Source organism: Aeromonas sp. BIGb0445, from assembly GCF_024809075.1.
GTDB classification, from domain to species: Bacteria; Pseudomonadota; Gammaproteobacteria; order Enterobacterales; family Aeromonadaceae; genus Aeromonas; species Aeromonas rivuli.
In genome coordinates this window covers 39,724-61,855 of record NZ_JANUES010000006.1, presented here as the reverse complement: position 1 = coordinate 61,855, position 22,132 = coordinate 39,724, and the positions used below count along the sequence as shown (strand labels likewise).

18 protein-coding genes are annotated in these 22,132 nt (G+C 60.2%); 8 read left to right on the top strand and 10 right to left on the bottom strand.

Annotated features, from left to right (window positions below; translation table 11 throughout):
- The first annotated feature begins 205 nt into the window (after positions 1-205).
- Complete coding sequence (locus M2367_RS13555; RefSeq protein ID WP_259236987.1) at positions 206-616, top strand: hypothetical protein; 411 nt, start codon at positions 206-208, stop codon at positions 614-616.
- Between the two features lie 117 nt (positions 617-733).
- On the opposite strand, the gene dmeF is transcribed toward M2367_RS13555, so the two are convergent.
- Positions 734-1,705, bottom strand: coding sequence for a CDF family Co(II)/Ni(II) efflux transporter DmeF (gene dmeF / locus M2367_RS13550; protein ID WP_259236986.1), 972 nt, complete (start codon positions 1,703-1,705; stop codon positions 734-736).
- A 70-nt stretch (positions 1,706-1,775) separates the two neighbouring features.
- Between dmeF and M2367_RS13545 the strand changes: the two genes are divergently transcribed.
- Positions 1,776-2,051: a metal/formaldehyde-sensitive transcriptional repressor gene (locus tag M2367_RS13545; RefSeq protein WP_224431334.1), complete on the top strand. Its 276-nt coding sequence runs from the start codon at positions 1,776-1,778 to the stop codon at positions 2,049-2,051.
- A 143-nt stretch (positions 2,052-2,194) separates the two neighbouring features.
- Positions 2,195-3,391: an amino acid aminotransferase gene (locus M2367_RS13540; protein ID WP_259236985.1), complete on the top strand. Its 1,197-nt coding sequence runs from the start codon at positions 2,195-2,197 to the stop codon at positions 3,389-3,391.
- Between the two features lie 93 nt (positions 3,392-3,484).
- Here the strand turns inward: M2367_RS13540 and M2367_RS13535 are convergent, their stop codons facing one another.
- Together M2367_RS13535 and M2367_RS13530 are read right to left on the bottom strand one after the other, a co-directional pair.
- Positions 3,485-3,826, bottom strand: a complete 342-nt coding sequence (locus M2367_RS13535; RefSeq protein WP_259236984.1) for an AzlD domain-containing protein — start codon at positions 3,824-3,826, stop codon at positions 3,485-3,487.
- A gap of 91 nt (positions 3,827-3,917) precedes the next feature.
- A complete protein-coding gene (locus tag M2367_RS13530; protein WP_259236983.1) occupies positions 3,918-4,640 on the bottom strand; it encodes an AzlC family ABC transporter permease in 723 nt (240 codons plus the stop codon).
- A gap of 516 nt (positions 4,641-5,156) precedes the next feature.
- Here M2367_RS13530 and M2367_RS13525 point away from each other — a divergent pair.
- Genes M2367_RS13525 through M2367_RS13505 form a run of 5 tightly spaced genes read left to right on the top strand, consistent with a single transcriptional unit; the run spans position 5,157 to position 10,479 of the window.
- Entirely contained in the window at positions 5,157-6,287 is a 1,131-nt protein-coding gene (locus M2367_RS13525) for an AI-2E family transporter (RefSeq protein ID WP_259236982.1), read from the top strand.
- Entirely contained in the window at positions 6,277-7,821 is a 1,545-nt protein-coding gene (locus M2367_RS13520; RefSeq protein ID WP_259236981.1) for an efflux transporter outer membrane subunit, read from the top strand. Before M2367_RS13525 ends, M2367_RS13520 begins: the two co-directional genes overlap by 11 nt.
- An 18-nt stretch (positions 7,822-7,839) precedes the next feature.
- The gene (locus M2367_RS13515) at positions 7,840-8,973 is read left to right on the top strand and encodes an HlyD family secretion protein (protein ID WP_259236980.1); all 1,134 of its coding nucleotides are present in this window, start codon (positions 7,840-7,842) and stop codon (positions 8,971-8,973) included.
- Between the two features lie 34 nt (positions 8,974-9,007).
- On the top strand, positions 9,008-10,036 hold the full coding sequence (locus tag M2367_RS13510) for a DUF2955 domain-containing protein (RefSeq protein ID WP_259236979.1): 1,029 nt from the start codon (positions 9,008-9,010) through the stop codon (positions 10,034-10,036).
- Positions 10,033-10,479, top strand: a complete 447-nt coding sequence (locus M2367_RS13505; protein ID WP_259236978.1) for a potassium channel family protein — start codon at positions 10,033-10,035, stop codon at positions 10,477-10,479. The genes M2367_RS13510 and M2367_RS13505 overlap by 4 nt, the downstream gene beginning before the upstream one ends.
- 63 nt (positions 10,480-10,542) lie before the next feature.
- Here M2367_RS13505 and M2367_RS13500 read toward each other — a convergent pair whose 3' ends face one another.
- The 7 genes from M2367_RS13500 to M2367_RS13470 form a co-directional block, all read right to left on the bottom strand.
- On the bottom strand, positions 10,543-11,022 hold the full coding sequence (locus M2367_RS13500) for a murein L,D-transpeptidase family protein (RefSeq protein ID WP_042044251.1): 480 nt from the start codon (positions 11,020-11,022) through the stop codon (positions 10,543-10,545).
- Positions 11,023-11,453: 431 nt separating this feature from the next.
- Positions 11,454-11,693, bottom strand: a complete 240-nt coding sequence (locus M2367_RS13495) for a hypothetical protein (RefSeq protein ID WP_259236977.1) — start codon at positions 11,691-11,693, stop codon at positions 11,454-11,456.
- Between the two features lie 587 nt (positions 11,694-12,280).
- Complete coding sequence (locus M2367_RS13490; protein ID WP_259236976.1) at positions 12,281-13,168, bottom strand: DUF4434 domain-containing protein; 888 nt, start codon at positions 13,166-13,168, stop codon at positions 12,281-12,283.
- Complete coding sequence (locus M2367_RS13485) at positions 13,168-16,131, bottom strand: NfrA family protein (protein ID WP_259236975.1); 2,964 nt, start codon at positions 16,129-16,131, stop codon at positions 13,168-13,170. The genes M2367_RS13490 and M2367_RS13485 overlap by 1 nt, the downstream gene beginning before the upstream one ends.
- Positions 16,131-18,377, bottom strand: coding sequence for a cyclic di-3',5'-guanylate-activated glycosyltransferase NrfB (gene nrfB, locus M2367_RS13480; RefSeq protein WP_310504071.1), 2,247 nt, complete (start codon positions 18,375-18,377; stop codon positions 16,131-16,133). Before nrfB ends, M2367_RS13485 begins: the two co-directional genes overlap by 1 nt.
- A 2-nt stretch (positions 18,378-18,379) precedes the next feature.
- Positions 18,380-19,462: a non-hydrolyzing UDP-N-acetylglucosamine 2-epimerase gene (gene wecB, locus M2367_RS13475; protein ID WP_259236974.1), complete on the bottom strand. Its 1,083-nt coding sequence runs from the start codon at positions 19,460-19,462 to the stop codon at positions 18,380-18,382.
- A 708-nt stretch (positions 19,463-20,170) separates the two neighbouring features.
- Positions 20,171-22,030 carry a M3 family metallopeptidase gene (locus M2367_RS13470; RefSeq protein ID WP_259236972.1) on the bottom strand — a complete coding sequence of 620 codons (1,860 nt, stop codon included), beginning with the start codon at positions 22,028-22,030 and terminating at the stop codon, positions 20,171-20,173.
- Positions 22,031-22,132: the final 102 nt, after the last annotated feature.

Genomic DNA, 22,132 nt, shown 5'->3' with positions numbered 1-22,132 from the left:
AGCAGAACCATATTAATCAGCGGCCTGGGATGCAAACGTGAGCGGTTTTGCATAAAAGTCATACACTTTCAACAAGATAACGTTTTCATAACAGAAGTTGGATCGGGCTCACAGACCGGGGGACTATTTAGCCTCACAACTGGGACAAGGCGACAAGATTCAGAAAAACCAAATTAGGATCAAATAGATAGAGAGGGTATGCCATATGACAAGGATCGAGGAGCACGCCAGGCAGCTGGATAGGGAATATCAGGCCCTCAACCAGCTGTTTAACCAATTCTGCCAGCTGGCGGGGGCCCTGGCGGAGCAGTATCACTTCTTCAGCTGGCCCGATTATGAAGAGACACCGCCCCTGTGCCGAGCCTTCACCCTGCTGGGAGAGCCCCGCGAGTTGCGGCTGCGCTGCCAGCCCACCAAGCACCCTGCCCTCGACGGCCTGCTCCAGATCCTGGATGAGACCGGCACAGTCCATGCCAGCCTGAGTTTTCGCGCCGATGGTCAGCTGCAACTGGAATCGGGCCACTTGCTGGACGATCCACCCAAGCTGTTCCTCAAGCTGCTGCTGGGCGCCGTCTGGCAACACAGCGCCGGTGAGGAACACCATCCTCACCCCTAAGAGGGATCGTCAGATAACGATGGACACCCCCTGCTCGCCCTGTACAAGGGGCTGATGAGCCCCTCCCCTATGAGATCGCCCAAGAGCAAGAGGAGAGCACCGCCCCAGCCTGGAGCATCAGGCCTGTGCTATCTCGATGGTGAGATGCACCAGCTCCTCGTGGATGGCGAGTTGCTCGCGGATCTGCCGGGCCGGCACCGGATCCGCCATGGCCAGTGACAGCACCCCGGCATATTGCCACTGACCGACTCGCCAGACGTGCAGATCGCGGATCTCGGCGCCGGGCAGGGTGGCAATAAGCTCGCGGATCTCCGCCACCACGGGGGCATCCATCTCGGCATCCAGCAGTACCAGCCCGGTGTCGCGCAGCAGGCCCTTTGCCCAGACGGCCACCAGCACGGCGCCCACAATGCCCATCAGAGGATCCAGCCAGTCGGCGCCCCACAGCATGCCCCCGACCAGCGCGAAGATGGCCAGCACCGAAGTCGCCGCATCCGCCAGCACGTGCAGGTAAGCGGCACGCAGGTTCAGATCCTGATGGCCGTGATGATGATGATCCTGATGATGATCCTGATGATGATCGTGATGATGATCGTGATGATCGTGGCCATGGTGACGGTCATGATGGCCGTGGTGATGATCCTCCTTGAGCAACCAGGCACAGGCCAGGTTCACCAGCAGACCGAGCAAGGCGATGGCGATCGCCTGTTGGTAGTGAATGGGGCTGGGATCCAGCAGCCGAGCCACCGACTCGAATAGCATCAAGCCCGCCACTCCCACCAGCAGCAGGGCACTGGTAAAGCCCCCCAACACTTCGATCTTCCAGGTGCCGAAGCTGAAACGATAATCCCGGGCATAATGGCGGGCGGCACGATAGGCCAGCACCGAGAGACCGAGTGCCAGCGCATGGGAGCTCATGTGCCAGCCGTCGGCCAGCAGCGCCATGGAGTTGAATACCCAGCCACCGCTGATCTCCGCCACCATCATGATGAGAGTCAGCAGCACGGCCCAGCGGGTCTTCTGTTCGGCCAGGGGATTACCCTGATGCAAGACGGGTTGATGACAGTGATGGGTAGCGACGGATGACATGGATTTCTCCTGCGGGCTTTGATGCAATATACTATACCCCAGTATAGTTTTTCGATCATCAGGATTTCCCATGTCACACACCATTCACGACAAGAAGAAGCTGCTGGCCCGGGTCAGACGCATCAAGGGGCAGACAGGTGCGCTGGAGAGCGCCCTGGAGCAGGGGACCGACTGCACTGCCATCTTGCAGCAGATTGCCGCCATCCGCGGCGCCGTCAACGGCCTGATGCTGGAGGTACTGGAGGGCCACATGCGCGAACACCTCGGCGCCGAAGAGGCTACCCCGGCCGAGCGGCTGGAGGATCTGGATCAGGTGGTGCGGGTACTGCGTTCCTATCTGAAATAACGAGCCTCTCCCTGGGATACGGTCAACTTGGCAGCAGCATGATTTACCGCCGGTTTCAGGCTTGAGCCCTCGTCCGCTTTACGCCATGATGGCTGCCGATCATTGATCTCCGAATTCTGGATGCAACTTCGCAAGGATCCCCCATGTTTGAACACGTCGATGCCTACGCTGGCGACCCCATACTGACCCTGGTCGAGACCTTTCACAAAGACACCCGCGAGCAGAAGGTGAACCTGGGGATCGGCCTCTATTACGACGAGCAGGGCCGCATTCCGCTGCTGGCTTCCGTGCAGCAGGCCGAAGCCCAGCGGGCCGCCGCGCCGGCGCCGCGCCCCTATCAGCCAATGGAGGGTGCCGCCAACTACCGCAGCGCCGTACAGCATCTGCTGTTTGGCGCCGAACACGCCGCCGTCAAGGCGGGTCGTATCGCCACCATCCAGACCATAGGTGGTTCGGGCGCGCTGAAGATCGGCGCCGATCTGCTCAAGCGCTACTTCCCTGCCTCAGAGGTGTGGGTCAGCAATCCGACCTGGGACAACCACAAGGCGATGTTCGAGGGAGCCGGCATCAAGGTGCACGACTACCCCTACTATGACGAAACCAGTGGCGGTCTGAACTTCGGCGCCATGATCGACTGTCTGAGCGCGCTGCCCGCCAGGAGCATAGTGCTGCTGCACCCTTGCTGTCATAACCCGACCGGCGTGGACCTCTCCCGCGCCCAATGGGATCAGGTGATCGCCCTCATCGTGGATAAAGGGCTGATTCCCTTTATGGACATCGCCTATCAGGGTTTCGGTGACGGTCTGGAGGAAGATGCCTACGCCATCCGCGCCATGCTGAACGCAGGCGTCAGCTTCTTCGTCAGCAACTCATTTTCCAAGAACCTCTCCTTCTACGGAGAGCGCTGTGGCGGCCTGTCCGTCATCTGCAAAGATGCGGAAGAGGCGAGTCGGGTACTGGGTCAGATGAAGGCGACCGTGCGTCGCAACTACTCCAGCCCGCCCACTCACGGCGGTCAAATCACCGCAGCGGTGATGACTCAGCCTGAGCTGCGCGCCCTCTGGCTCGATGAGGTGACCGAGATGCGCACCCGCATCAAGGCCATGCGCCAGAAGCTGTTCGAGGTGCTCAGCGCCAAACTGCCAGGCCGGGATCTCAGCTACTTCATCAACCAGCGCGGCATGTTCAGCTATACCGGCCTGACCCCAAGCCAGGTCGATCGCCTGCGCGAGGAGTTCGCCGTCTATCTGGTGCGCTCGGGCCGCATGTGCGTGGCGGGGCTCAACAGCCGCAATGTGGAATACGTAGCCGACGCCTTCGCCGCCGTGCTCAAGGATTAAGACCCCGCGTATTCATTGCCGCTGACAATCCTCACGAAAGAGCCCCGCCATGGCGGGGCTCTTTCTATGGATGACGGCCTCCGCGCTCACCGCTCAGGGCAGCATTGCCCACAAGGTATGGGCGCCACCCAGCCAGCGCAGCAGGAAGAAGCCGCCCATGCCGATCACCACCACTGCCAGCGTCGGCAGCCGCAGCAGGGTCAGCAACGTCACCAGCACGGCGGCCAGCAGGTAATCCAGATCCCAGCTCAGCCCCGCCGCAGGCTCGTAGCTGAACACTATGGGCAACCAGATGGCCGTCAGCACCGACTGGGCGGAGAAGCTGAGGAAGGTGCCCATCTCTTCCCCCGGCTGATAGCGAGTCAGGCGGGAGAAAAAGGCAAAACGGTTGAAGAAGGTGATCATGGCCAGCAGGCCTATCATGAGCCAGCTCATCTCCGGCGCCCTCCCCATTGCCGCGCGGAATCCCATGGGGTTGAAGGTACAGAAACGCGGATCGCTGCCCCCTTTATCACGTTGTTCATCGTCAATCCCTCGCCCGTTGCAACAGATAGCCCACCAGCATGCCCGCCAGGGAGGAGATGATGATGTACACCTCGGCAAACCAGTGCTTGGTGATGACGGCCAGACCGCCGCTGACCAGGGTGGCGGCCACCATGGGCACACTCTTCATGGCCGGGATCGTCATGGCAATAAAGGTGGCGGCGATGGCAAAGTCGAGGCCGAGTTGTTCCAACCCCTGAATGTATTGGCCAGCGGCGATGCCGACCAGGGTCGCCAGGTTCCAGAACAGGTAGAAGACCACTCCGGCCACCAGGGCATAGGCGGGATTGAATACCCCCTGACGCTCCCTGTCTTTGAGGGCCACCGCAAACATCTCATCGGTGAGGAAGAAGGCGAGCCCGGCACGCCAGCGCAGCGGCAGCCCTATCACCTCGCGCCTGAAGGTAAAGCCATACAGGAAGTGCTGGGAGGTGATGACGAAGGTAGAGCCCAGGATAGGCAACAGAGGGGTTCCCGCCCCGATCAGGGTGCTGGCAGAGAGCTGGGCCGCCCCGGCGAATACCAGCAGTGACATCAGCTGTGCCTGCAGGGGGCTCAGCCCCACCTGCAGCGCCAGGGCGCCGCAGAGGATCCCCCAGGGCACCACGGACACCGAGAGCGGCAATATATCCAGACTGGCCCGCACCAGGAGCGGGCGGGAGAAGCAAGAGGCGCTGGCTGCGTGCTGCGCGGAATTGACGGCCATATCTGCATTCCACTGCATAAAAAGGAGCAAGCAAACTACCACAGTCAAGGGATGAACTCTAACCCGGCTGGCGTCATTCAAGCCATTGATACGCCACTCGGCTTAGCCCCTGGCAGCACAGCTGGTTAAGGCTGCTCGCGCACTGCGTTCACGGCGGTGACATATTCGCAAACACCCGGGCGCCATGGCAGATATCTAGGCCGCCAGCGATGGCGGTATAACGTCGCTTGATGCTGCTCCTATGAATAGGTGCGCCTGCCAGCGTTCATCAATCCGTCACCTTTGTGCACCATAAACAAACGAGCACGCGCCCCGTGGCCATCTTTACAAACTCGTAAATAGCTTCTTTATTAATCTTATGTAAAACAATATATTGATATTTAACGACCTTTTTCATCCATTACCCGAAAAAAGACAAGTGGTTAAGCCTGGGGACAGGTAAATAATTAAAGAATGCCCTCCTAAAAATTACCGATACTTGATGACCTAACCTCACTTCCATCATGAGAGCCTGATATGCAACAAGATACTAACCCCGAACTGGAACGCCGCTTGTTTAACAAGCTGCTGGATGTGCTTATCAAGGCTGGTCTGATCCTGGCGCTGGTCATCACCTGCTACGGTATTTTTTCCCCCTTCCTGACCCTGATGTTATGGGCCCTGATCCTGGCAGTCACCCTCTACCCGTTCCACCAGAAGCTGGCGGCGCGACTGGGTAACCGCCAGGGGCGGGCAGCCACCCTGCTGGTGCTGTGCGGCATAGTCCTGATCGTGGGGCCAACGGCTGTACTGACCAGCTCCCTGGCCGATACCATCACGGGTTTCGTCCATGACATGAAGGCCAACAGCCTGGTGATCCCCATGCCCGCTGAATCCGTGGGCACCTGGCCCATCGTCGGCAAAAAGGTCTACGCCGTCTGGCATCAGGCTGCGACCGATCTGCCCGCCTTTATTCAGAGCATGCAGCCCAAGATAGGTAACCTGGCCAAGACAGCCCTCGGCATGGTGGCCAGCATGGGCACCGGCATGCTCCAGTTTATCCTCTCCTTCGCGGTCGCTGGCATCATCATGGCCTACGGCTTGCCGGGTCAACGGAGCGCGCGCGCCATCTCGGCCCGCATCATGGGTGAGCATCGTGGTGACGAATTCGCCACCCTCTGCACCGCGACCATACGCGCCGTGGCGCAAGGGGTCATCGGGGTCGCCTTCATCCAGGCCATCTTGCTCGGTCTCTCGGTCGCCATCGCCGGTATTCCAGCCCCTGGCGTGATTGCGCTGATTGCGCTGATCCTGGGCATTGCCCAGATCCCGGCCGCCGTCATCTTCATTCCCTGCGTCATTTATATCTGGAGCAGCGGCGACTACGCGACTGCCCCAGCCGTCGCCTACACAGTGCTGCTGGTGATCTCAGGTCTGGCCGACAACGTGCTCAAGCCTCTGCTGCTCGGTCGCGGCGTCGATGCGCCCATGCCGATCATTCTGTTGGGCGCCCTGGGTGGCATGGTGTCAAGCGGCATACTCGGCATGTTCGTCGGGGCTGCCCTGCTCGCCATCGGCTACCAGATCTTCATGACCTGGGTAGCAGGGGATCATCTCACTCCGCTGAGCAGCAACACCCAGGAGACAGAGCAGCAAGATGCCCCCTGAACCATCATCAGCCAACACAGATAGCATCAGTTACCGCAGGGCGCCCTTAGGGGTCGCCCTGTTCGGTAGTCTATTGCTGAGTGCTTGTACCACCCTCGGGCCCGACTATGTCAGGCCAGAGGGTGGTCCCGTTAGCCAGTGGCAGGGAGGCTCCCTCGGCCAGACTCAGGCCCAAAAATCAGCCGTAGCGCTTGATGAGTGGTGGACCCAGCTTCAGGATCCCGTGCTCAATAGCCTGGTACAGGAGGCCCTGACCAAGAACCCTAATGTGCGGATCGCAGGCCTGCGCATTCTGGAAGCCAGGGCACAACTTGGCATCGCCGATGCCAGTCGTTATCCCCAGCTGCAACAGGTGAGCGGCAGCGCCCTGCAGACAGGGCAGGTGCGGGACGGACCCGACAGTCACTTCATGAGCTATGGCCTGGGTGCCAATCTCGGCTGGGAGATCGACTTCTGGGGTAAATTCCAGCGCAGCATAGAGGCGGCCGACGCCAGCTACTTCTCGACCCTCGCGCAATATGATGATGTGCAGGTGTTGATGGCAGCCCAGGTAGCCAGCCTCTATGTCAACATTCGCACCCTGGAGTCGCGCCTGCAGATCTCCCGGGACAACGCCCAGTTGCAAAAGCGCAGCCTGGAGATCACCGAGAAGCTGTTCAAGAGCGGCAACAGCGATGAGCTGGACGTGCAGCAGGCCAAGACCCAATACCTGAGTACGCTCTCTGGTATTCCCTCCCTTGAGGCCAGCCTGCGTCAGGGGCAAAACGCCCTGAGCACCCTGCTGGCCCGCGCCCCCGGTCCCCTGCCGGAGATGAGTGCCGACATTGGCATCATCCCTCACGCCAAACTTACCTTGGCGGCAGACTTGCCAGCGGATCTTATCCGCCGCAGACCGGATGTGCGCAGTGCCGAGCGGCTGATGGCGGCACAATCCGCCCTGATAGGCGTGAGCGAGGCGGAGCTCTACCCCTCCCTCACCCTGCTCGGTTCGGTCGGCCTGTCGGCCACCTCCTTGTCGGGCAGCAGCTCTACCCTGGACTGGGGCATAGGTCCCAGTTTCAAGTGGAATGTGTTTGACCATGGCCTGCTCAGCAATGCGGTGCTGGTGCAAGATGCCCGCTTCCAGCAGCTCAAGGAGAGCTACCAGAATACCCTGCTCGGCGCCGCGCGCGAGATCGACGATGCCGCCATAGGGTTTGCCAAGAATGAAGAGCAGATAGCGCTGCTTGAGCAGACCGAGCAGGCTGCCCGCCGCTCCCTCGACATCGCCAACATCCGTTACCGGGAAGGCATGGCGGACTTCCAGCGGGTGCTCGACTCCCAGCGGGCCCTGTTCAGCCAGCAAGAGCGTCTGGTCAGCAGCCGCGGCAATGTGATGCTCAGCCTGATCTCCCTCTACAAGGCAATGGGGGGAGGTTGGCAGCCAGGGCGAAATCGTCCACTGCTCGATGCACAGAGCCAGCAAGAGATGCAATCGCGCAGTGATTGGGGTCCATTGTTGACCGATCCGCTGCCCACTGCCGATGCCCCCTAACAAGATGACGAGAAGACCATGAGCCAAGATACCCCCATGCCCCCCGCCAATCCGCCAGCGTCGCCGCCCAGCCCTCAGCCGGGCAAGGGGAGCCGTATCGGCACCTTGCTGCTGCTTGCCCTGATCGCCATCAGCCTGCTGTGGTACTTCACCGCCGATCGCCTGACCCCTTATAGCTCCCAGGCCAGGGTGCAGGCCTTCGTGGTGCCCATCGCCGCTCAGGTCTCGGGTCAGGTGCAGCAGGTACTGGTGCAGAACAACCAGGATGTCGCGCTGGGTCAGCCGCTGTTCGAGATAGATCCCAGTCAGTATCAGATAGCCCTGCAGAGGGCCAAATCCGACTACGATTCGGTGTCGCGCTCGGTCAATGCGGCGGGGGCCGGTGTCATTGCCGCCGAAGCCTCCTTGCAGGCCGCCAAGGCCAATCGTCTCAAGGCCGAGCAAGACGCCAATCGCCAGGAGCGGCTCTATGCCGAGGATCCCGGAGCCATCTCGGTACGTCGCCTCGAAGTAGCCCGCGCCACTCGGGTGCAGGCCCAGAGTCAGGTCAAGGCCGCCGAAGCCAGCCTGATCCAGGCCAAGGAAGCCGCCGGCAACAGTGGCGACAACAACTCCCAGCTCATCAGCGCTCGCTCCGCCATCGAAAAAGCAGAGCTGGATCTCAGTCACACCCGGGTACTGGCCCCCTCCCGCGGCCTGGTCACCGACCTGCGCACCGATGCCGGTCAGTTCACCTCGGCCGGCACCCCGGCCATGACGCTCATCGCCATCCATGACGTCTGGATCAGCGCCGACATGACGGAGAACAACCTGGGTAATCTGGCTCCCGGCAATGAGGTAGCCATAGTGCTGGACGTCATGCCGGGCCGGGTATTCAAGGGCAAGATCCGCAGTCTGGGCAACGGAGTCAGTTCGGGTTCGCAGAGTGCGGCTGGCAGTCTGCCCACGGTGGAAAACAGCCGTGACTGGCTACGTCAGGCTCAGCGTTTCCCGGTCGCCATCGAGTTTGAAAAAGATGAGCTCAAGGATATTCAAGGGATCCGGGTCGGCGGCCAGGCCGAAGTGCTGGTATACAGCGGCGACAACTGGCTGATGAATGGCCTGGGGGTATGCTTCATCAAGTTGATGAGCCTGCTCTCCTACCTCTATTGAGCGGCGAACGAATGCGATACGGAGCGACACCCTGATGCACAGGGCCGACAAAGCAGTACTGCGACTCACGTTGGGCATGGGCCTCAGTGTCATGGTGACCTACGGCCTGGCCCTACCTCAGCCTCATTTGAGTTGTCTGGTGGTGATACTGCTGCTGTGCAAACCTGGCCCTCCTCTGCCCCTGCTCAAGGGGTTACTGATGGGAGGGGTGCTCATGGTGCTGATGGCCAGCGGCGTGCTGATGGTTCCCCTGCTTGAACACTATGGGGTCAGCGCCCTGCTGCTGATTGCCCTGATACTGTTTGGCCTCTTCTACCTCGGCCTCAAGAGTGGCAACCCCTTGCTGACGCTACTGGTCATCACCTTCACCCTGATCCCGGTAGCCGGGGTGGCGGATCAGGCCCTCGCCTTCATGGTGATCCAGGCGCTGGCAACCGGGGTCATGCTGGGGGCCTTCATCGGCACCGTCTCTCACAATCTGTTTCCCGATGAACCGAGTCAGGCTGCCAAGCCTGGCTACCTCAGCCCGGAGAACGCAGGCTGGGTCGCACTGCGGGCCGTCATCATAGTGCTGCCGGTCCTGGTGTTGGCGCTGCAAGACCCCTCCCACTATCTGGCAGCCATCATGAAGACGGTGGCGCTGAGCCAGCAGGCCTGTACCACCAATGCCCGCAATGCAGGCAAGGAGCTGATAGGCTCGACCCTGGTCGGCGCCCTGGTCGCCGCCATTGCCTGGTCCGGGCTCGCACTCTGGCCCAATCTGTGGATGCTGATGCTATGGATCATGGCCACCAGCCTCTGGCTCGGCGTGCGACTATTCAGGATAAAAATGAGCCGGGTTGCCCCCTCCTTCTGGAGCAACGCCTTGATGACCATGATGATACTGCTGGGCCCGGCCATTCAGGACAGCGCCAACGGCAAGGATGTACTGCAGGCATCCCTGTTCAGACTGGGCCTTTTCCTGCTCGTCGCCTGCTACGCCTGGGGAGCGGTCTGGGTACTTGAGCGCTGGCGCGCGAGCAGGCTATCCCCGCAGACACTCAACCACGAGACAATGCCATGATCTTGATGAACCTGCTGGTGGGCTTGCCCACCATGCTCATTTGCCTCTCACTGCAAGCCACAGTGACCTTCTGGGCCGTGCGCTTCTATATCAACCAGGTTCACAACAACACCACTCCGGGTTGGCTGGGGCGTGGTGTCGGCCCCTTGCTGGTTGTCATGGTGTTGCTGATGCTGGGTAATTTCATCCAGATCACGCTCTGGGGCACCTTGTTCCTGACCCTGGGGGAATTTACCCAGCTCTATGACGCCATCTACCACTCCGGGGTCAACTTCACCTCTCTCGGCTATGGCGACATAGTGATGAGTCATCACTGGAAGATGCTGGGCCCGCTCGAAGCCGCCAATGGCGTGCTGATGTTTGGCATGACGGGGGCCGCGCTGATGGCCGTGCTGCAGGCGTTGATAAAGGCCCAGATAAGAGACAAGCTCAAACTGGATTGAGACGACCAGCATCCCAATAAAAACGGCAGGCCAATGGCCTGCCGTTTTTATTCATCCAGCCCCTCAGGGGTTGATGATAATGGGGGTGCCCGGTTCGATAGCGCTCCACACCTCATCCATGTCCTTGTTGAGCATGGCGATGCAACCATTGGTCCAGTTGGACGGCTGCAAGCTGGAGCCATTGCCGTTGCGCTGGCCGTGGATCATGATCATGCCACCCGGCCTGACGCCCAGCTCGTTGGCCGTCTTGATATCGTCCAGACTCGGGTAGTTGATGTGGATGGCACGATAGAAGTTTGAGTCACTCTTCTTGTAATCCAGGGTATAGCGCCCCTCGGGGGTCCGCTGATCCCCTTCTCGCTGCTTGTGTCCCCTGGGGGCGGGTCCCAGGGCTATCCAGTAGCGTTTCAACTCCTTGCCATCCTTCATCAGGCTCAGGCTATAGGAGGACTTGTTCACGACGACCATGTCGGCGCTCATGCCCAGACTGGCAAAGCTCAACGCGGGCCACAGGCCCAGCACACATAATATTACGGCTCTCATTCCATCCCTCGACGAGCCTCTGTTGCGGGCTCTTGACAGTACATCATCTGAATACCAGCGCTGGCTGGCGTGCGTCATCATATTGGATCGCCATCAATACTCAATATACCCAGAGAAACATATCAGGCGCCATTATGAGTCCATTTCGCGCGTCAGATTGGAAACCATAATCAAATCAGATGAGTAGCCAAGAGATATCGCCAGTGGGTCCGGCGACCTACCCGCAGATGGATGCAAGGCCGACCGGAAGAGCAAGGGTGCCAGTGGCCTGTGCACCTGAAGGTGTGCAGAGGATCCCAAGGGCGGGCATGGGCAGAGGAAGACGGATGCATTGGTCGATCAGGTCAGATAAGAAACATGCTCTTTGTTCCCTCCTTGGCGGCTGGCCTCAGATGAAAGCGCTGTGCCCCCGAGGGACACAGCACTTTGGCTCAATCAAACAACACCGTGACTGGCAGTCCCTCGACCAGCAAGCCCTGAGGCAGCTTTTCATCCAGTGACAAGGCGACCTTGAGTGTCGCCTTCTCCCCCTCGAACGGGGCGGCCAGTTGAGCTGGCAACTTGTCGGCCAGCTCTACCGGTCTGGCAACCCTGGCTGTAAAACGCTCTCCGCTTGGCAACTTGACGATCGCCTTGTGGCCCGTCTCCATCGAGGAGAGACTGGGTAACACGATCCACCGCGCCTCCCAGCAGCGCAATCTTGCCGGGTTGTTCACTCATGATCATCATTGGGAAATACCCTCTTTCCATTCGCTGGCATATTAGCGACCAAGTCAATAAACGGAACGACCTGTTGGCTGTCACCATCAAGGCCAGGGCAATACCGCTGGTATGGGTATTACCCTGCCCGGTGCAGCATCGGCAGGATTGTCAACGTTCTCGACAGATAGCATGAAACAGGCGGACGCACTGGAAGAGTTGAGAGCTGACGCCATTTTCATGTGCGGCTCAGCCATCTCGGGGACAAGAGATCTGAAGCTTTCCGAACCCGATTCACATCGGGGGTGGCGAGGTGGCCGATTTTGAGTCTGGCTGGGAATTAGTCAATGGGACGGGGCAATCTCCCTGCCATGACCCCGGATAGAGAGAGGGGGTTTATTTTCAGGATGAAGAAATTGCCCCTCGCCACAATACACTGCCATGACTGGGGATATTGGAGTTGCCCTCTCAAAATGCATCCCATTGAACAAATAGTTTGTTATAACAATTAACAACTTACAGTAAAAGCATTGCGACAGGAATAGTCGCAATGCCAATATCAGCGCATGTCATCAAGGCCGGGCAGGTAGCGCAATGAGAAGAACCAGCGCTGGCTGCCGCAGCGAGTGGGGGCCCCCCAGAGTGCCCGTTGCTGTTGTTCAGGCAAGGGCTCGGCCTGAAAGGTACCGCTCTCACCTTGCTGGACAAACAGCTCATGAACCAGACCCGCCACTCGCCCCTCACAGGGTTCGAGGGCACTCAGGTAGAGCCCTCGCTCTGCGGGGCTCAAGACCCCGGTACCGCTGCCATCCTGCACCATCAGATCCACCCCCTGGTCTGCCAGGCGAGTCAGCAGTTCCCGATAAGCTTGCGGACTCATCTTGCCCGTAAAGAAGCTGCTGATATAAACGGGGGCTGTGCTTAGTTCGCGCAACCCCTTGACCGAGCGAGCCAGATGCTGAGCCAGCAACTGCTGGCGCTGGGGGTCGCGCCAATTGAGATCATCCAACTCGGCCGGCAGATACCAGCCGGCGATGCGATCCTTGCCAAGGCGCTCTTGCCACACCTTGGCCAGGGCCAGATTGCGGCTCTCCTGCTGCTCGAGATAACCCGTGAGCAGACCGCCACTCTGATCCTGACGCTGGAAGAACTCAGGGTCCGAGTAGAGCCCCAGGATCAGGGTTAAACCTGCCGCCTGGGCACGCTGTAGCCGGGCCGCCAACCAGTCGCTCTGTTCAGGCTGCTCGAAGGCATCACCATAGCGGGTCCACTGCACCACCAGGGTATCGAAGCCATGCTGTTTCACCTTGGCCACTATCTGATCCCAACGGGCTTCGCTCAGAGCGGCATCCCGCAGCTGGGGCTGATAGAAAATGCCCTGGCTGGCCTGGGCTGGCAACACCATCCACATCAAGAGCAGCGTCATACCCTTTATCAATTGCCTCATTACCACCTCACTCCCATGGTCATCATCAGGGTGCCCTTGTCATACTCCTCGCCGGTCTCCAACTCTTTCAGGTCTTGATCACTCTTCAACCGCCGTTGGTACTCGAGCCCCAGACTCAGCTTGTGGGGCCAGGCGTCATATGTCGTCTCCCCAAACCAGTGATTCCAGCGCACGCCGACCCCGCCCATCAGCAGCTTGTAGTCATCAGAGCCCGAGGAGAACTCCTGGATACTGCCATCGTCATCTTTGACATAATCCTTGTCGGGACTCTTGTCATTCCAATACAGGCGCCCTTGCAGGTGAGCGTAAGGCTCGATGGTATCCCCCCACCGGATCTTGTGGTGATAGCTGAGCCGGTAGTCGGCCACCAGACTCGTCTGTTGTGAGCGCAGATAGCGGGCCCCATCCAGATAGAGATTCTGGGCCCACCAGCCGCTCTCCCCCAGATGCCATTCGTCGCTGTATTGACCCTCGTTGAGGAAGGAGGCACTGGCCCGGAGCAGGGTGTCATGCTCGCCCCCCTGGCTGCGGTTGAGCGGCAGCAACTCTTCGGCCGCCAGGAAGAGGGTCTGGTCACCCAGCGGCTTCCAGCGCAGGCCCACCCCCAGAGTGGGATCCCGGAAGTCGAGCGGATTACTATTGCTCTCCTCTACATAGGTAGCATTCTCCCCGCCATCCTCATCGGGGTGGTAGAGCCGCTGACTCTGGCTGCTGCCATAGAGACGGCCATAGACGGAAAGGGTCTTGCCATTGCGAATGGGCTCCTCGCCGAGCCGGTACTCCACCTCGGTCTGGGCATAGCTCTGGGCCACGCTGTTGGCGCCAATGCCGCTCACCGTGCCCTGACCGTTCCCCGTCCAGGCATCGAAACTCATGGTCCAGCGCCGGCCCAGATCCTCGTGCAACCGCCTCAGGTCATACCGCAGTTGCGCCGATTGCTCGCCGTCGATCGCCTTGGCCGCATAGTCCCGCGCCTTCTGGTTATGAGCCAGCGACTGGTTGATGTAGGTCAGCTGCTCGGCCAGTTCGGTGTCTCCCGGCCGGTAGAGCGGCTCCAGCCAGTCACTGGCTGCCTGCCGCTCATCGTTGTTGAGCAAGGCATAGCCATAGGCGAGCTGGTATTCCCTGTTGTCTGGTTCGAGTCGATTGGCCGCCCGCAACGCATCACGGGCCTGGGGCCTGTGGCCGAGCCGCTGCTGATGTTGGGCCAGCTCGGCATAGTCTTGCGCCGCGGGCGCCAGGGCGATGGCTCGACCCAGGCTGGCAATGGCTTGCTCATCTTGCTGGGTACGGGTCAGGGCGCGCCAGTAATCGGCATCCTGGGGCAAACCAGCCTGCTGGTACTGGTTCAGCCATTGCCGTGCCTGAGGCAGATCCCCGGCCTCCAGCGCCGAGCGAATGGCGGCCATCTGCTCCTGCTCATCCCGGGCCAGTGTCACTTGCTGCCAAGCCTGCAGCGCCGTATCAAAGTGGCGGTTTTCATAGGCTTGATAGGCAAGCTGACGCCTGTCCTGGGGCAAACCGAAGCTGGCCGCCCGGGCGAAAGCATATTCGGCCAGCCCTGGTTTACTCTGGCGATAACAACTGCCGAGGGCACGCCAGCTGTCGGCATCATAATCAGCGCTGAGATCCCCCAGCACCCGCACCACCCCATCGCACTGACCCGACTGGGCGAGCAGGGTCGCTTGCAGGCTGCGCAAGGCCGGTGTCGGCAGTGGGTCAGACAGGCGTGCGGGCAGTGCAGGCGCCCCAGCCTGCCCCTGCAGCAGGGTCAGGCGCCTGATCAGGGTCTCTCGCCCGGCCTGGCTGGCGCCCCTATAGGGCCAGTAATCGATGAGCAGGGCACGACTCGCCGCCAGTTGACCCCGCTGTTGCAGCTGGTAGCTCACCCGCTCCAGGGCGGCCATGGGCTGGCGCGCCTCACGCACCAGTTTGCGCCCATCTCGCGCCAATTTATCCCACTGCCGCTGATGCAGGGCCAGCTCAAACCCAAGTTCGGCGCTGGCTTGCCCTGGCGACTTGGCGAGCAGATGTTCCATCTCCTGCCAACGCCCCTCACGTCGCAAGACCGGCAGCATCAAGCCGATATAAAAATCCTGATTTTCAGTAAATTGCAGAGTCTGATCGCTCTTGAGGGTGCCGTTGTTGGCGGCCAACTGCAGCCATTCACGCTCCTGGGCTGCACGCGCAAAATTCGGCGTGCGGGCCTGCTGATAATGGGTCAGCGCCTCTTTATTGCCCCCCTTGCCAAGGGCCAGGGCAATGGCAAGGTCGAGTTCGCCATCCTGCATGGGCAGCCGGCGACGCAGGGCGACGGCCTGCTCTACCTTCCCCTCGGTCAGCAGCATGGTGACCCACTGCTTCTGCTCACCCTGACCCAGCTTGCCTGCCCGATCGAGCCAGGCAAACTGCTCTGCGGCCAGAGGCCACTCTTGCTCCCCCAAGGCGCGTTGCAACAAGTCATGACGCAGGCTCAACCCCTGGGGACTGTTGGCCAGTTCCGCCTCTTGCAGCGCAGCCGCCAATCCGTTCAAGTCATCGCCGAGCAAGGATCGCTCGGCACGGGCCACCTTGCATTCGAGCAGGCCACAGGCCGGATCCAGTGGATCCTTGCGCTGCAACCCCTCGGCGAAGGCGCGCAACTCGCTATCTTGCGGGGTGATGGCCAGCTGCTGCGCTATCACTGCCGCGGCTTGTTTATCCTGACCAAATTTCTCGTAGGCTCGCGCCAGGTAGAGGGCAATCACGGGATTCTTGGGCTGCAGCTTGCGGGCTTGCTCGAACTCGGCGATAGCACTGTCACGATGGCCCCGCGCCAGGGCAGAGAAGCCCTTCTGCAGATGGGGATAGAGCACGAAGCGCTGATAGCTGCTGACATCGGGCCCCAGTTCGTAGTCGACCTGGGCCGCCAAGGCCCCCTGACCCAGCAAGATGCCACATAAGGCAAAGACAACAGGGCGCATCAGACAACTTCCTTCTGGTAGTGGCACAGTAACTGATCGTCGATGCCAGCCTCTCGCAGCAGCTCAGCCAGATCGTGCTGATACACCTGTTGCAAGGCCTGAGCCTGGCTCAACACCGACTCACTGATCACCTCTTGTTCGACCAGGAAATGGGCCAGGGTAGCCTCACTGCGCTCATGCCGCAGCAACAGAGAGCGCAGCGCAGCCTCGTCGATGTGACCGAGGGAGATAAGGATCTCGGGCAGCATGACCTGGCTCGCCAGATAGCGGGTCCAAATCTCGCCAAGCTGAGCGTCGTCAAGCAAGCCATCGGCCAGCACTTTTTGCAGCAACCGCTTAGGATCCTGACGCTGGCCACGCACGTACCAGCGCCGCAGCCCCACCGTCACCTCACCCTTGCAGGCGATCACATAGGAAACCGGAGACTTGAGCTTGCGGGACAGGGCGCCGAGGGAAACCGGGTCGAGATAGGTCTCGCAGGCGAGGATCAAGACACCGTGCTCGATGCGCAGCGGCAAGACACTGTAGTGCACAGCAACGTTGGGGGAGACCTTCTGCAGCAAGCTTTTGGGCAGGGCATAGGCATCCACATGCTCCCAGGCCACCCCGCTCTGCTCGGCCACCCCGGCCGCCAGCTGCTCGCTGTCGATCCAGCCTTGATGTACCAGGCTGCTGCCCAGACGCAGGCCGGGCTCGCGGTTCAACAACGCCTGTTCCAGCTGGGCCCGGCTCAAGACCCCCTGGCTCACCAGTATCTGACCCAGGGGACGACGGGCGCGGTTCTCTTCTCCCAGGCTTGGGAAATCATGGGTGGTCTTGTCCCAGGCGACCCGGCGTGGGTCCCCCTGGGCGATGATCTGGGAGAGGGCACGCCAGTTCGCCATGAAGTTGATGATGTTGCCCCAAAACAGCCGGGGTAAGGACATCAGCCCCTGCATCAATCCGTAGTAGCGGGTCACGAAGATAAGGCGCTGCAACATGCGATTCAGCATCAGGAACATATTGATCCAGAGCAGGGTCACCAGCCAGCTGCCGCCCTCGAAGATCGAGAGGAAATAATAGGGATCGGGCGCCAGCCACTGATACAGGATCAGCGCCAGCAGTTGCAGCAGGATCAGGCTGGCGGAGAAGCTGAGGAAGTTGGTCAGCGCCCCCTTGCGATCCCGCCACAGGAAGTAGTTGAGCCGCCAGTTGCTGCTCCACTTGTGGGTTTTGAACCCCTGATAGACGATGCCGATGATCCAGCGAGACTTCTGGCGCACCGCCGTCTGGAAGGTATCGGGAAAATATTCGCGCACGCAGATGACATTGGTGTCCCGCTCGTGCATCCCGAATCGCCACCGCTGATTCGGGGTGCTCCTGGCTTCCCGGATCACCGGGAAGCGGACGAACACCTCCTCCATTCCCTTCTCCTTGAGGCGAAAGCCGATGTCATAATCTTCGGTCAGGCTCTGCACATCGAAGGCGATACCGTCACCATCTTCCAGCAGGGCTATGATGGCGCGGCGGCTAAAGCAGGTGCCGACCCCGGCGCTCGGTACCTGCCCCGAGACGGCCTCACGCACCGGCACATCCTTGCTGTGCAGTTCCGCGAACTCGTCCAGATAGTGGAGGCTGGTGAAGTTGTACCAGGGACGCTCGAAGGGGTAGACGGGGATCTGGATCAGATCCTTGCGCTCCACCAGATAATTGAACAGCCGCAACTCCATGTCGGAGATGACATCCTCGGCATCGTGCAGGATAAAACCGGCAAACGACAGGTTGGCCTTGCGCTCAAACTGGAAGATGGCATCGAGCACATTGTTGAGGCAATCCGCCTTGCTGGTCGGGCCGGGACGAGCACAGACCACCTTGTGCACGTTGGGGAAGCGGGCACAGACCTCATCCACGTCCTTCTGGGTATCGGGATCATTGGGATAGGTGCCGACGAAAATCTGGTAATTTTCGTAATCAAAGCGCGTCGCGGCCAGCTCAGCCATCTGGCCAATGACGCCGGTTTCGTGCCAGGCAGGCACCATGATGGCCAGCGGCTGCTCCTCCCGCTCGTAGAGTGCCTGATACTCCAATCGATCGTGGTGACGATAGACAGTCAAGCGGCGCCAGCTGGTGCGCAGCCAGTAGATGATGTCGATGAAGAGATCATCCACCCCGCTTATCAACATGGCGACAGCCACCACTATGGCAATCAGTTTCAGACCATAGAGATAGGTGGCAAAGCCATCAACCAACCAAAATTCCGGCATCATCATTACCCCAGCAAGGCGTCAGCCATGATGGCGACGATACGTGCACAGGCCTGACCATCCCCAAACGGATTCGCCATGGCACGGGGGGAAAAATCCCCGGCCTGCCACAACTCGGTCACCCGCTTGACGATCCGCTCCTCGTCCGTGCCCATCAGCTCGGCATAACCCGACTCCACGGCCTCGGGCCGCTCGGTCTCTTCGCGCAATACCAGCAAGGGGACCCCGAAGGTGGGCGCCTCTTCCTGCAAGCCGCCAGAATCCGTCATCACCAGCCAGGCATCGGCAATGGCCTGCTGCATGGCCAGGTAATCGAGCGGCTCGGTCAGGGTGACATTGGGCAAGTGCCCGAGCAGGGGATAGACCACCTGCTTGATGACGGGATTGAGGTGCACGGGGAAGAGCACTTGCATCTCGGGATTGGCTTGGGCGAGACGCGCGATGGCACGGCAAATCCCGGCCACTTCATCACCCCAGTTTTCTCGCCTGTGCACCGTGACCAGCAGATGGCCGGGCTGAGGTTTGTGCCGGTTCAGGCCATGACGCTCTGCGGCCCACAGCTGGGCATCGATGACGGTGTTGCCGGTCACATGTACCCGCTCTGCCGGAACTTGCTCGGCCAACAGGCAGGCGCTGGCCCCCTCGGTCGGAGCCAGGTGCAGACTAGCGATGCGGCCAATCATCTGACGTAGCCCCTCTTCGGGGAAAGGCCTGTCGAGGCGGTAGGTGCGCAGTCCCGCCTCCACGTGGGCCACGGGAACCTGATGGTAGAAGCCGGTCAAGGCGCCGAGGAAGGCGCTCTCGGTATCCCCTTGTACTATCACCATGTCCCATTGCGCTTGCGCCATCAGGGCCTCAAGCTGACCACGGCAGCCTTGGCTGAATTCGAACAGGCTGGCCCCCTGGCGGGTCAAGCTCCAATCCGGCGTGATATCAAAGCAATCGAGGAGCTGAGTCGCCATGCTGTCGTGCTGGCCGGTGTGCACCCAGCGCACATCGGCCCAGGGTGCCTGCTTGAGCCCATGATAGAGGGGGGCCATCTTGATTATTTCCGGGCGAGTACCCGATACCATCATGATCTTTTTCATCGCAACGAACTCCGTTCATAGACTGACATCACAGCAGGAGTCTAGACGACCAACATGTCATTGGTTCGCACTCACTGCCGGATAATATCAATAGATTACAAGTCTCTAGGGAGGGTCAGCAAGTCAATGGGGCTTACTCATCCGACGGATGCTCGCCCGATAGATATCCAGATGCCATGAGTCAGGCGGGTACTTGTCTCTACAACAGCACCCTGTTCGCACGACCCTTGCGGAGTCGGCCATCATCATGAATGGATATGGAACGAGATATAGCGGCAGATCGTCGAACCCTCGTCACAGGCAGCCCAGCCATCTCGAGAGGGAGATCTGTGACTTTCCGAGCCCGGTTCACACCGAGGGTGGCGTTAATATGCTCTGTTTCTGAACAGAAAAAATCTACATTTAAAATGTAAAAAATCCAACAAACAGAATATAAACCGTACATTTAGTTTATTTTTGAATTTAATTCTAATTTTTAGCTATCTTCCGATACCTGCCATCACAAACGTCCTGTTTTGTTCAATGATAAGCAATTGTGAAAATTCAGTTTACCTGTTGAAACTGAACCGGGACTGACTCAGGCCAGGTAAGCCTGGATAAAAATAGCCCAAATGACCCCAATCTCACATGATAGCCCCATAAAAAGAGCCCCTTTCGGGGCTCTTTTAGCGGTTTCGCGATCACCTAAAGTGAGACGGGTTGCCCCTATCAAGCCGAGTCGGCCGCGGCACTCTGACTCTCGGTTTCCCGGCCACGGATCCAGGCAGCAAAATCGGTCAGCATCCGGGTTTCGGACTGACTGTTATCCGCCACCAGTTTGTCCCCATGCACCACACGAATATGGGCATTGAGGGGGGCGCCTTCCCCGGCCGGTTGCCGCTCGCGGGCCGCTGCCATGCAAGCCTGAGCCTGCTGCCAGGCCTGGGCCACATCCAGATTGCAGGCATCGGCCAGGGGTCTGGCGCTAAAGCCCTCGCCGGTCAGGCTCTGCAAGGTCTGATCATGGCTCATGCCATTGCCCGGCCCCCAGTAGTGAGCGGCGAGATCCGGGCCTATACGCGGATTGTCGGTCAGATAACCGTCGCGTTTGAGGAAATAACTGCGGGTCTGCTCCACCGCCATCAGCGCCAGCAGATAACCATGATAGGCACAGGCTGACTCCTGATTGAGCAGATGGGGAATGGCGAGCAAGGGACGGGGACTCTCGACCCCCAGGATCTGCCGCTCCCATTGGCGAGCCAGGGTCAACACGGCCTCCGGGCTGCGCGCGTCATCCTTCATGGCATAGAGATCCCGCTCGAAATAGGCGACCAGGGCTATCTGGCGCTCGTTGAAGGCCCGAAACGGCTGGCGCGCCGCAATCATCTCCTCAATCAGCGCATCCGGGATGGCACGGCCTTGCTCATCCTTGGCATAGCGTTTCAGCCAGTCCGCATCCTCGAGCAGGCTGTCGCAGAACATGGACTGAGTCTCGGCATACGCCATGGAAGTGGGCGGGAACTCCTGGGAGAAGCAGGGGGCATTGCCGGTCACATTGGCAAAATGAGCCGCATGGCCACCTTCGTGGAACAGAGTGTTGAGCCCGCTCCAGCCGCTGCCGACCTGACCCGGGTTGGCCAGGCTGGTGAAGTTGACCACGGCGGGCACCCACTGCCCCTCCTGCCAGAAGCTCGGCACCGGACCATGGCAAAAACCATTCTCGTACTTGCCGGGTCTGTCCAGCAGATCCAGGGTCAGCACCGCATCTCGGTATTGAATGCCGAGACGGCGGAAGCTCTGCACCCAGTCTTGCAAGGCGCGGGAGAAGGGCACATAGGGATCGAGCTGACGGGTCACGTCACCACTGACCGAGAAGCGCAGATTATGGGGCAGCAGCGCGGCCTCCCCCTTGGCCTGTTCAAGCTCAACCAGGCTCTGGCGGGTACGCGCCTCGGTGCGGGCGATGAAGTCATCCAGGATGACGAACAGCTGCTCTGGGCTCATCTGCTCGTTCTTGCGCACCTTGTATTCGAAATAGTCGCGATAACCCATGGTGCGGGCAAAGCGATTGCGCAATTGAACGATCTCCAGGAAGCCCGAGTCCAGCGCCCACTGCTCCAGGGTATGGAAGAGTGCCACGGCGCTGGCTCGCACCGCCTCGATCGGGCTCGCGACCAGGGAGGCGCTGGCGGCGGGCAAGCTGCCGGGAACTGTCCGGCCCTGCTCATCCAGCAGCTCGAGTTTGAGCTCCTTGCGACGGGCAAAGAGCGCGGCCTCCGCGGCCACCAGCTCATCCATCAGCGCAGCGGCGGCCGGATCCTCGATGACGTTGCACTCGAAGAAGGCGAGCCACCCCGACAAGCCGCGCTTGAGACTCGTCTCCTCGGCCTGGCCCAGCATCTCCCTGAGCTCGGGCAACCGGGCCGGATTGGCACAGAACCCCTTGTAGGCCTGCTCGGCTGCGGTGAAGCCCGCCTGATCATCGCTGGTGCCCATATAAGTCGACCAGAACAGATCCTCCTTGCGCCTGTGCAGCGCCAGATAGTCCTGATTCAACCGGTTGAAGTAATTCCTGGCAATGGAATTCATAAGTTCCCTCTTGTTGTTATAGGGCCAATCCAGGTTGACCCCGTTGCTATGTGCGCTGGGATGCGCAGCTCCACGCTAGCAGAAGCCAACCCCTCTGTCAGC

What these genes read in the sequence shown, in the direction of transcription:
- M2367_RS13485 (WP_259236975.1), bottom strand. Translation starts at nt 16,131, where the DNA reads ATGCGCCCTGTTGTCTTTGCCTTATGTGGCATCTTGCTGGGTCAGGGG.
- M2367_RS13505 (WP_259236978.1), top strand. Translation starts at nt 10,033, where the DNA reads ATGATCTTGATGAACCTGCTGGTGGGCTTGCCCACCATGCTCATTTGC.
- M2367_RS13535 (WP_259236984.1), bottom strand. Translation starts at nt 3,826, where the DNA reads ATGAGCTGGCTCATGATAGGCCTGCTGGCCATGATCACCTTCTTCAAC.
- M2367_RS13525 (WP_259236982.1), top strand. Translation starts at nt 5,157, where the DNA reads ATGCAACAAGATACTAACCCCGAACTGGAACGCCGCTTGTTTAACAAG.
- M2367_RS13510 (WP_259236979.1), top strand. Translation starts at nt 9,008, where the DNA reads ATGCACAGGGCCGACAAAGCAGTACTGCGACTCACGTTGGGCATGGGC.
- M2367_RS13540 (WP_259236985.1), top strand. Translation starts at nt 2,195, where the DNA reads ATGTTTGAACACGTCGATGCCTACGCTGGCGACCCCATACTGACCCTG.
- nrfB (WP_310504071.1), bottom strand. Translation starts at nt 18,377, where the DNA reads ATGATGCCGGAATTTTGGTTGGTTGATGGCTTTGCCACCTATCTCTAT.
- M2367_RS13500 (WP_042044251.1), bottom strand. Translation starts at nt 11,022, where the DNA reads ATGAGAGCCGTAATATTATGTGTGCTGGGCCTGTGGCCCGCGTTGAGC.
- M2367_RS13555 (WP_259236987.1), top strand. Translation starts at nt 206, where the DNA reads ATGACAAGGATCGAGGAGCACGCCAGGCAGCTGGATAGGGAATATCAG.
- M2367_RS13530 (WP_259236983.1), bottom strand. Translation starts at nt 4,640, where the DNA reads ATGGCCGTCAATTCCGCGCAGCACGCAGCCAGCGCCTCTTGCTTCTCC.
- M2367_RS13520 (WP_259236981.1), top strand. Translation starts at nt 6,277, where the DNA reads ATGCCCCCTGAACCATCATCAGCCAACACAGATAGCATCAGTTACCGC.
- M2367_RS13515 (WP_259236980.1), top strand. Translation starts at nt 7,840, where the DNA reads ATGAGCCAAGATACCCCCATGCCCCCCGCCAATCCGCCAGCGTCGCCG.
- M2367_RS13545 (WP_224431334.1), top strand. Translation starts at nt 1,776, where the DNA reads ATGTCACACACCATTCACGACAAGAAGAAGCTGCTGGCCCGGGTCAGA.
- dmeF (WP_259236986.1), bottom strand. Translation starts at nt 1,705, where the DNA reads ATGTCATCCGTCGCTACCCATCACTGTCATCAACCCGTCTTGCATCAG.
- M2367_RS13490 (WP_259236976.1), bottom strand. Translation starts at nt 13,168, where the DNA reads ATGAGGCAATTGATAAAGGGTATGACGCTGCTCTTGATGTGGATGGTG.
- wecB (WP_259236974.1), bottom strand. Translation starts at nt 19,462, where the DNA reads ATGAAAAAGATCATGATGGTATCGGGTACTCGCCCGGAAATAATCAAG.
- M2367_RS13470 (WP_259236972.1), bottom strand. Translation starts at nt 22,030, where the DNA reads ATGAATTCCATTGCCAGGAATTACTTCAACCGGTTGAATCAGGACTAT.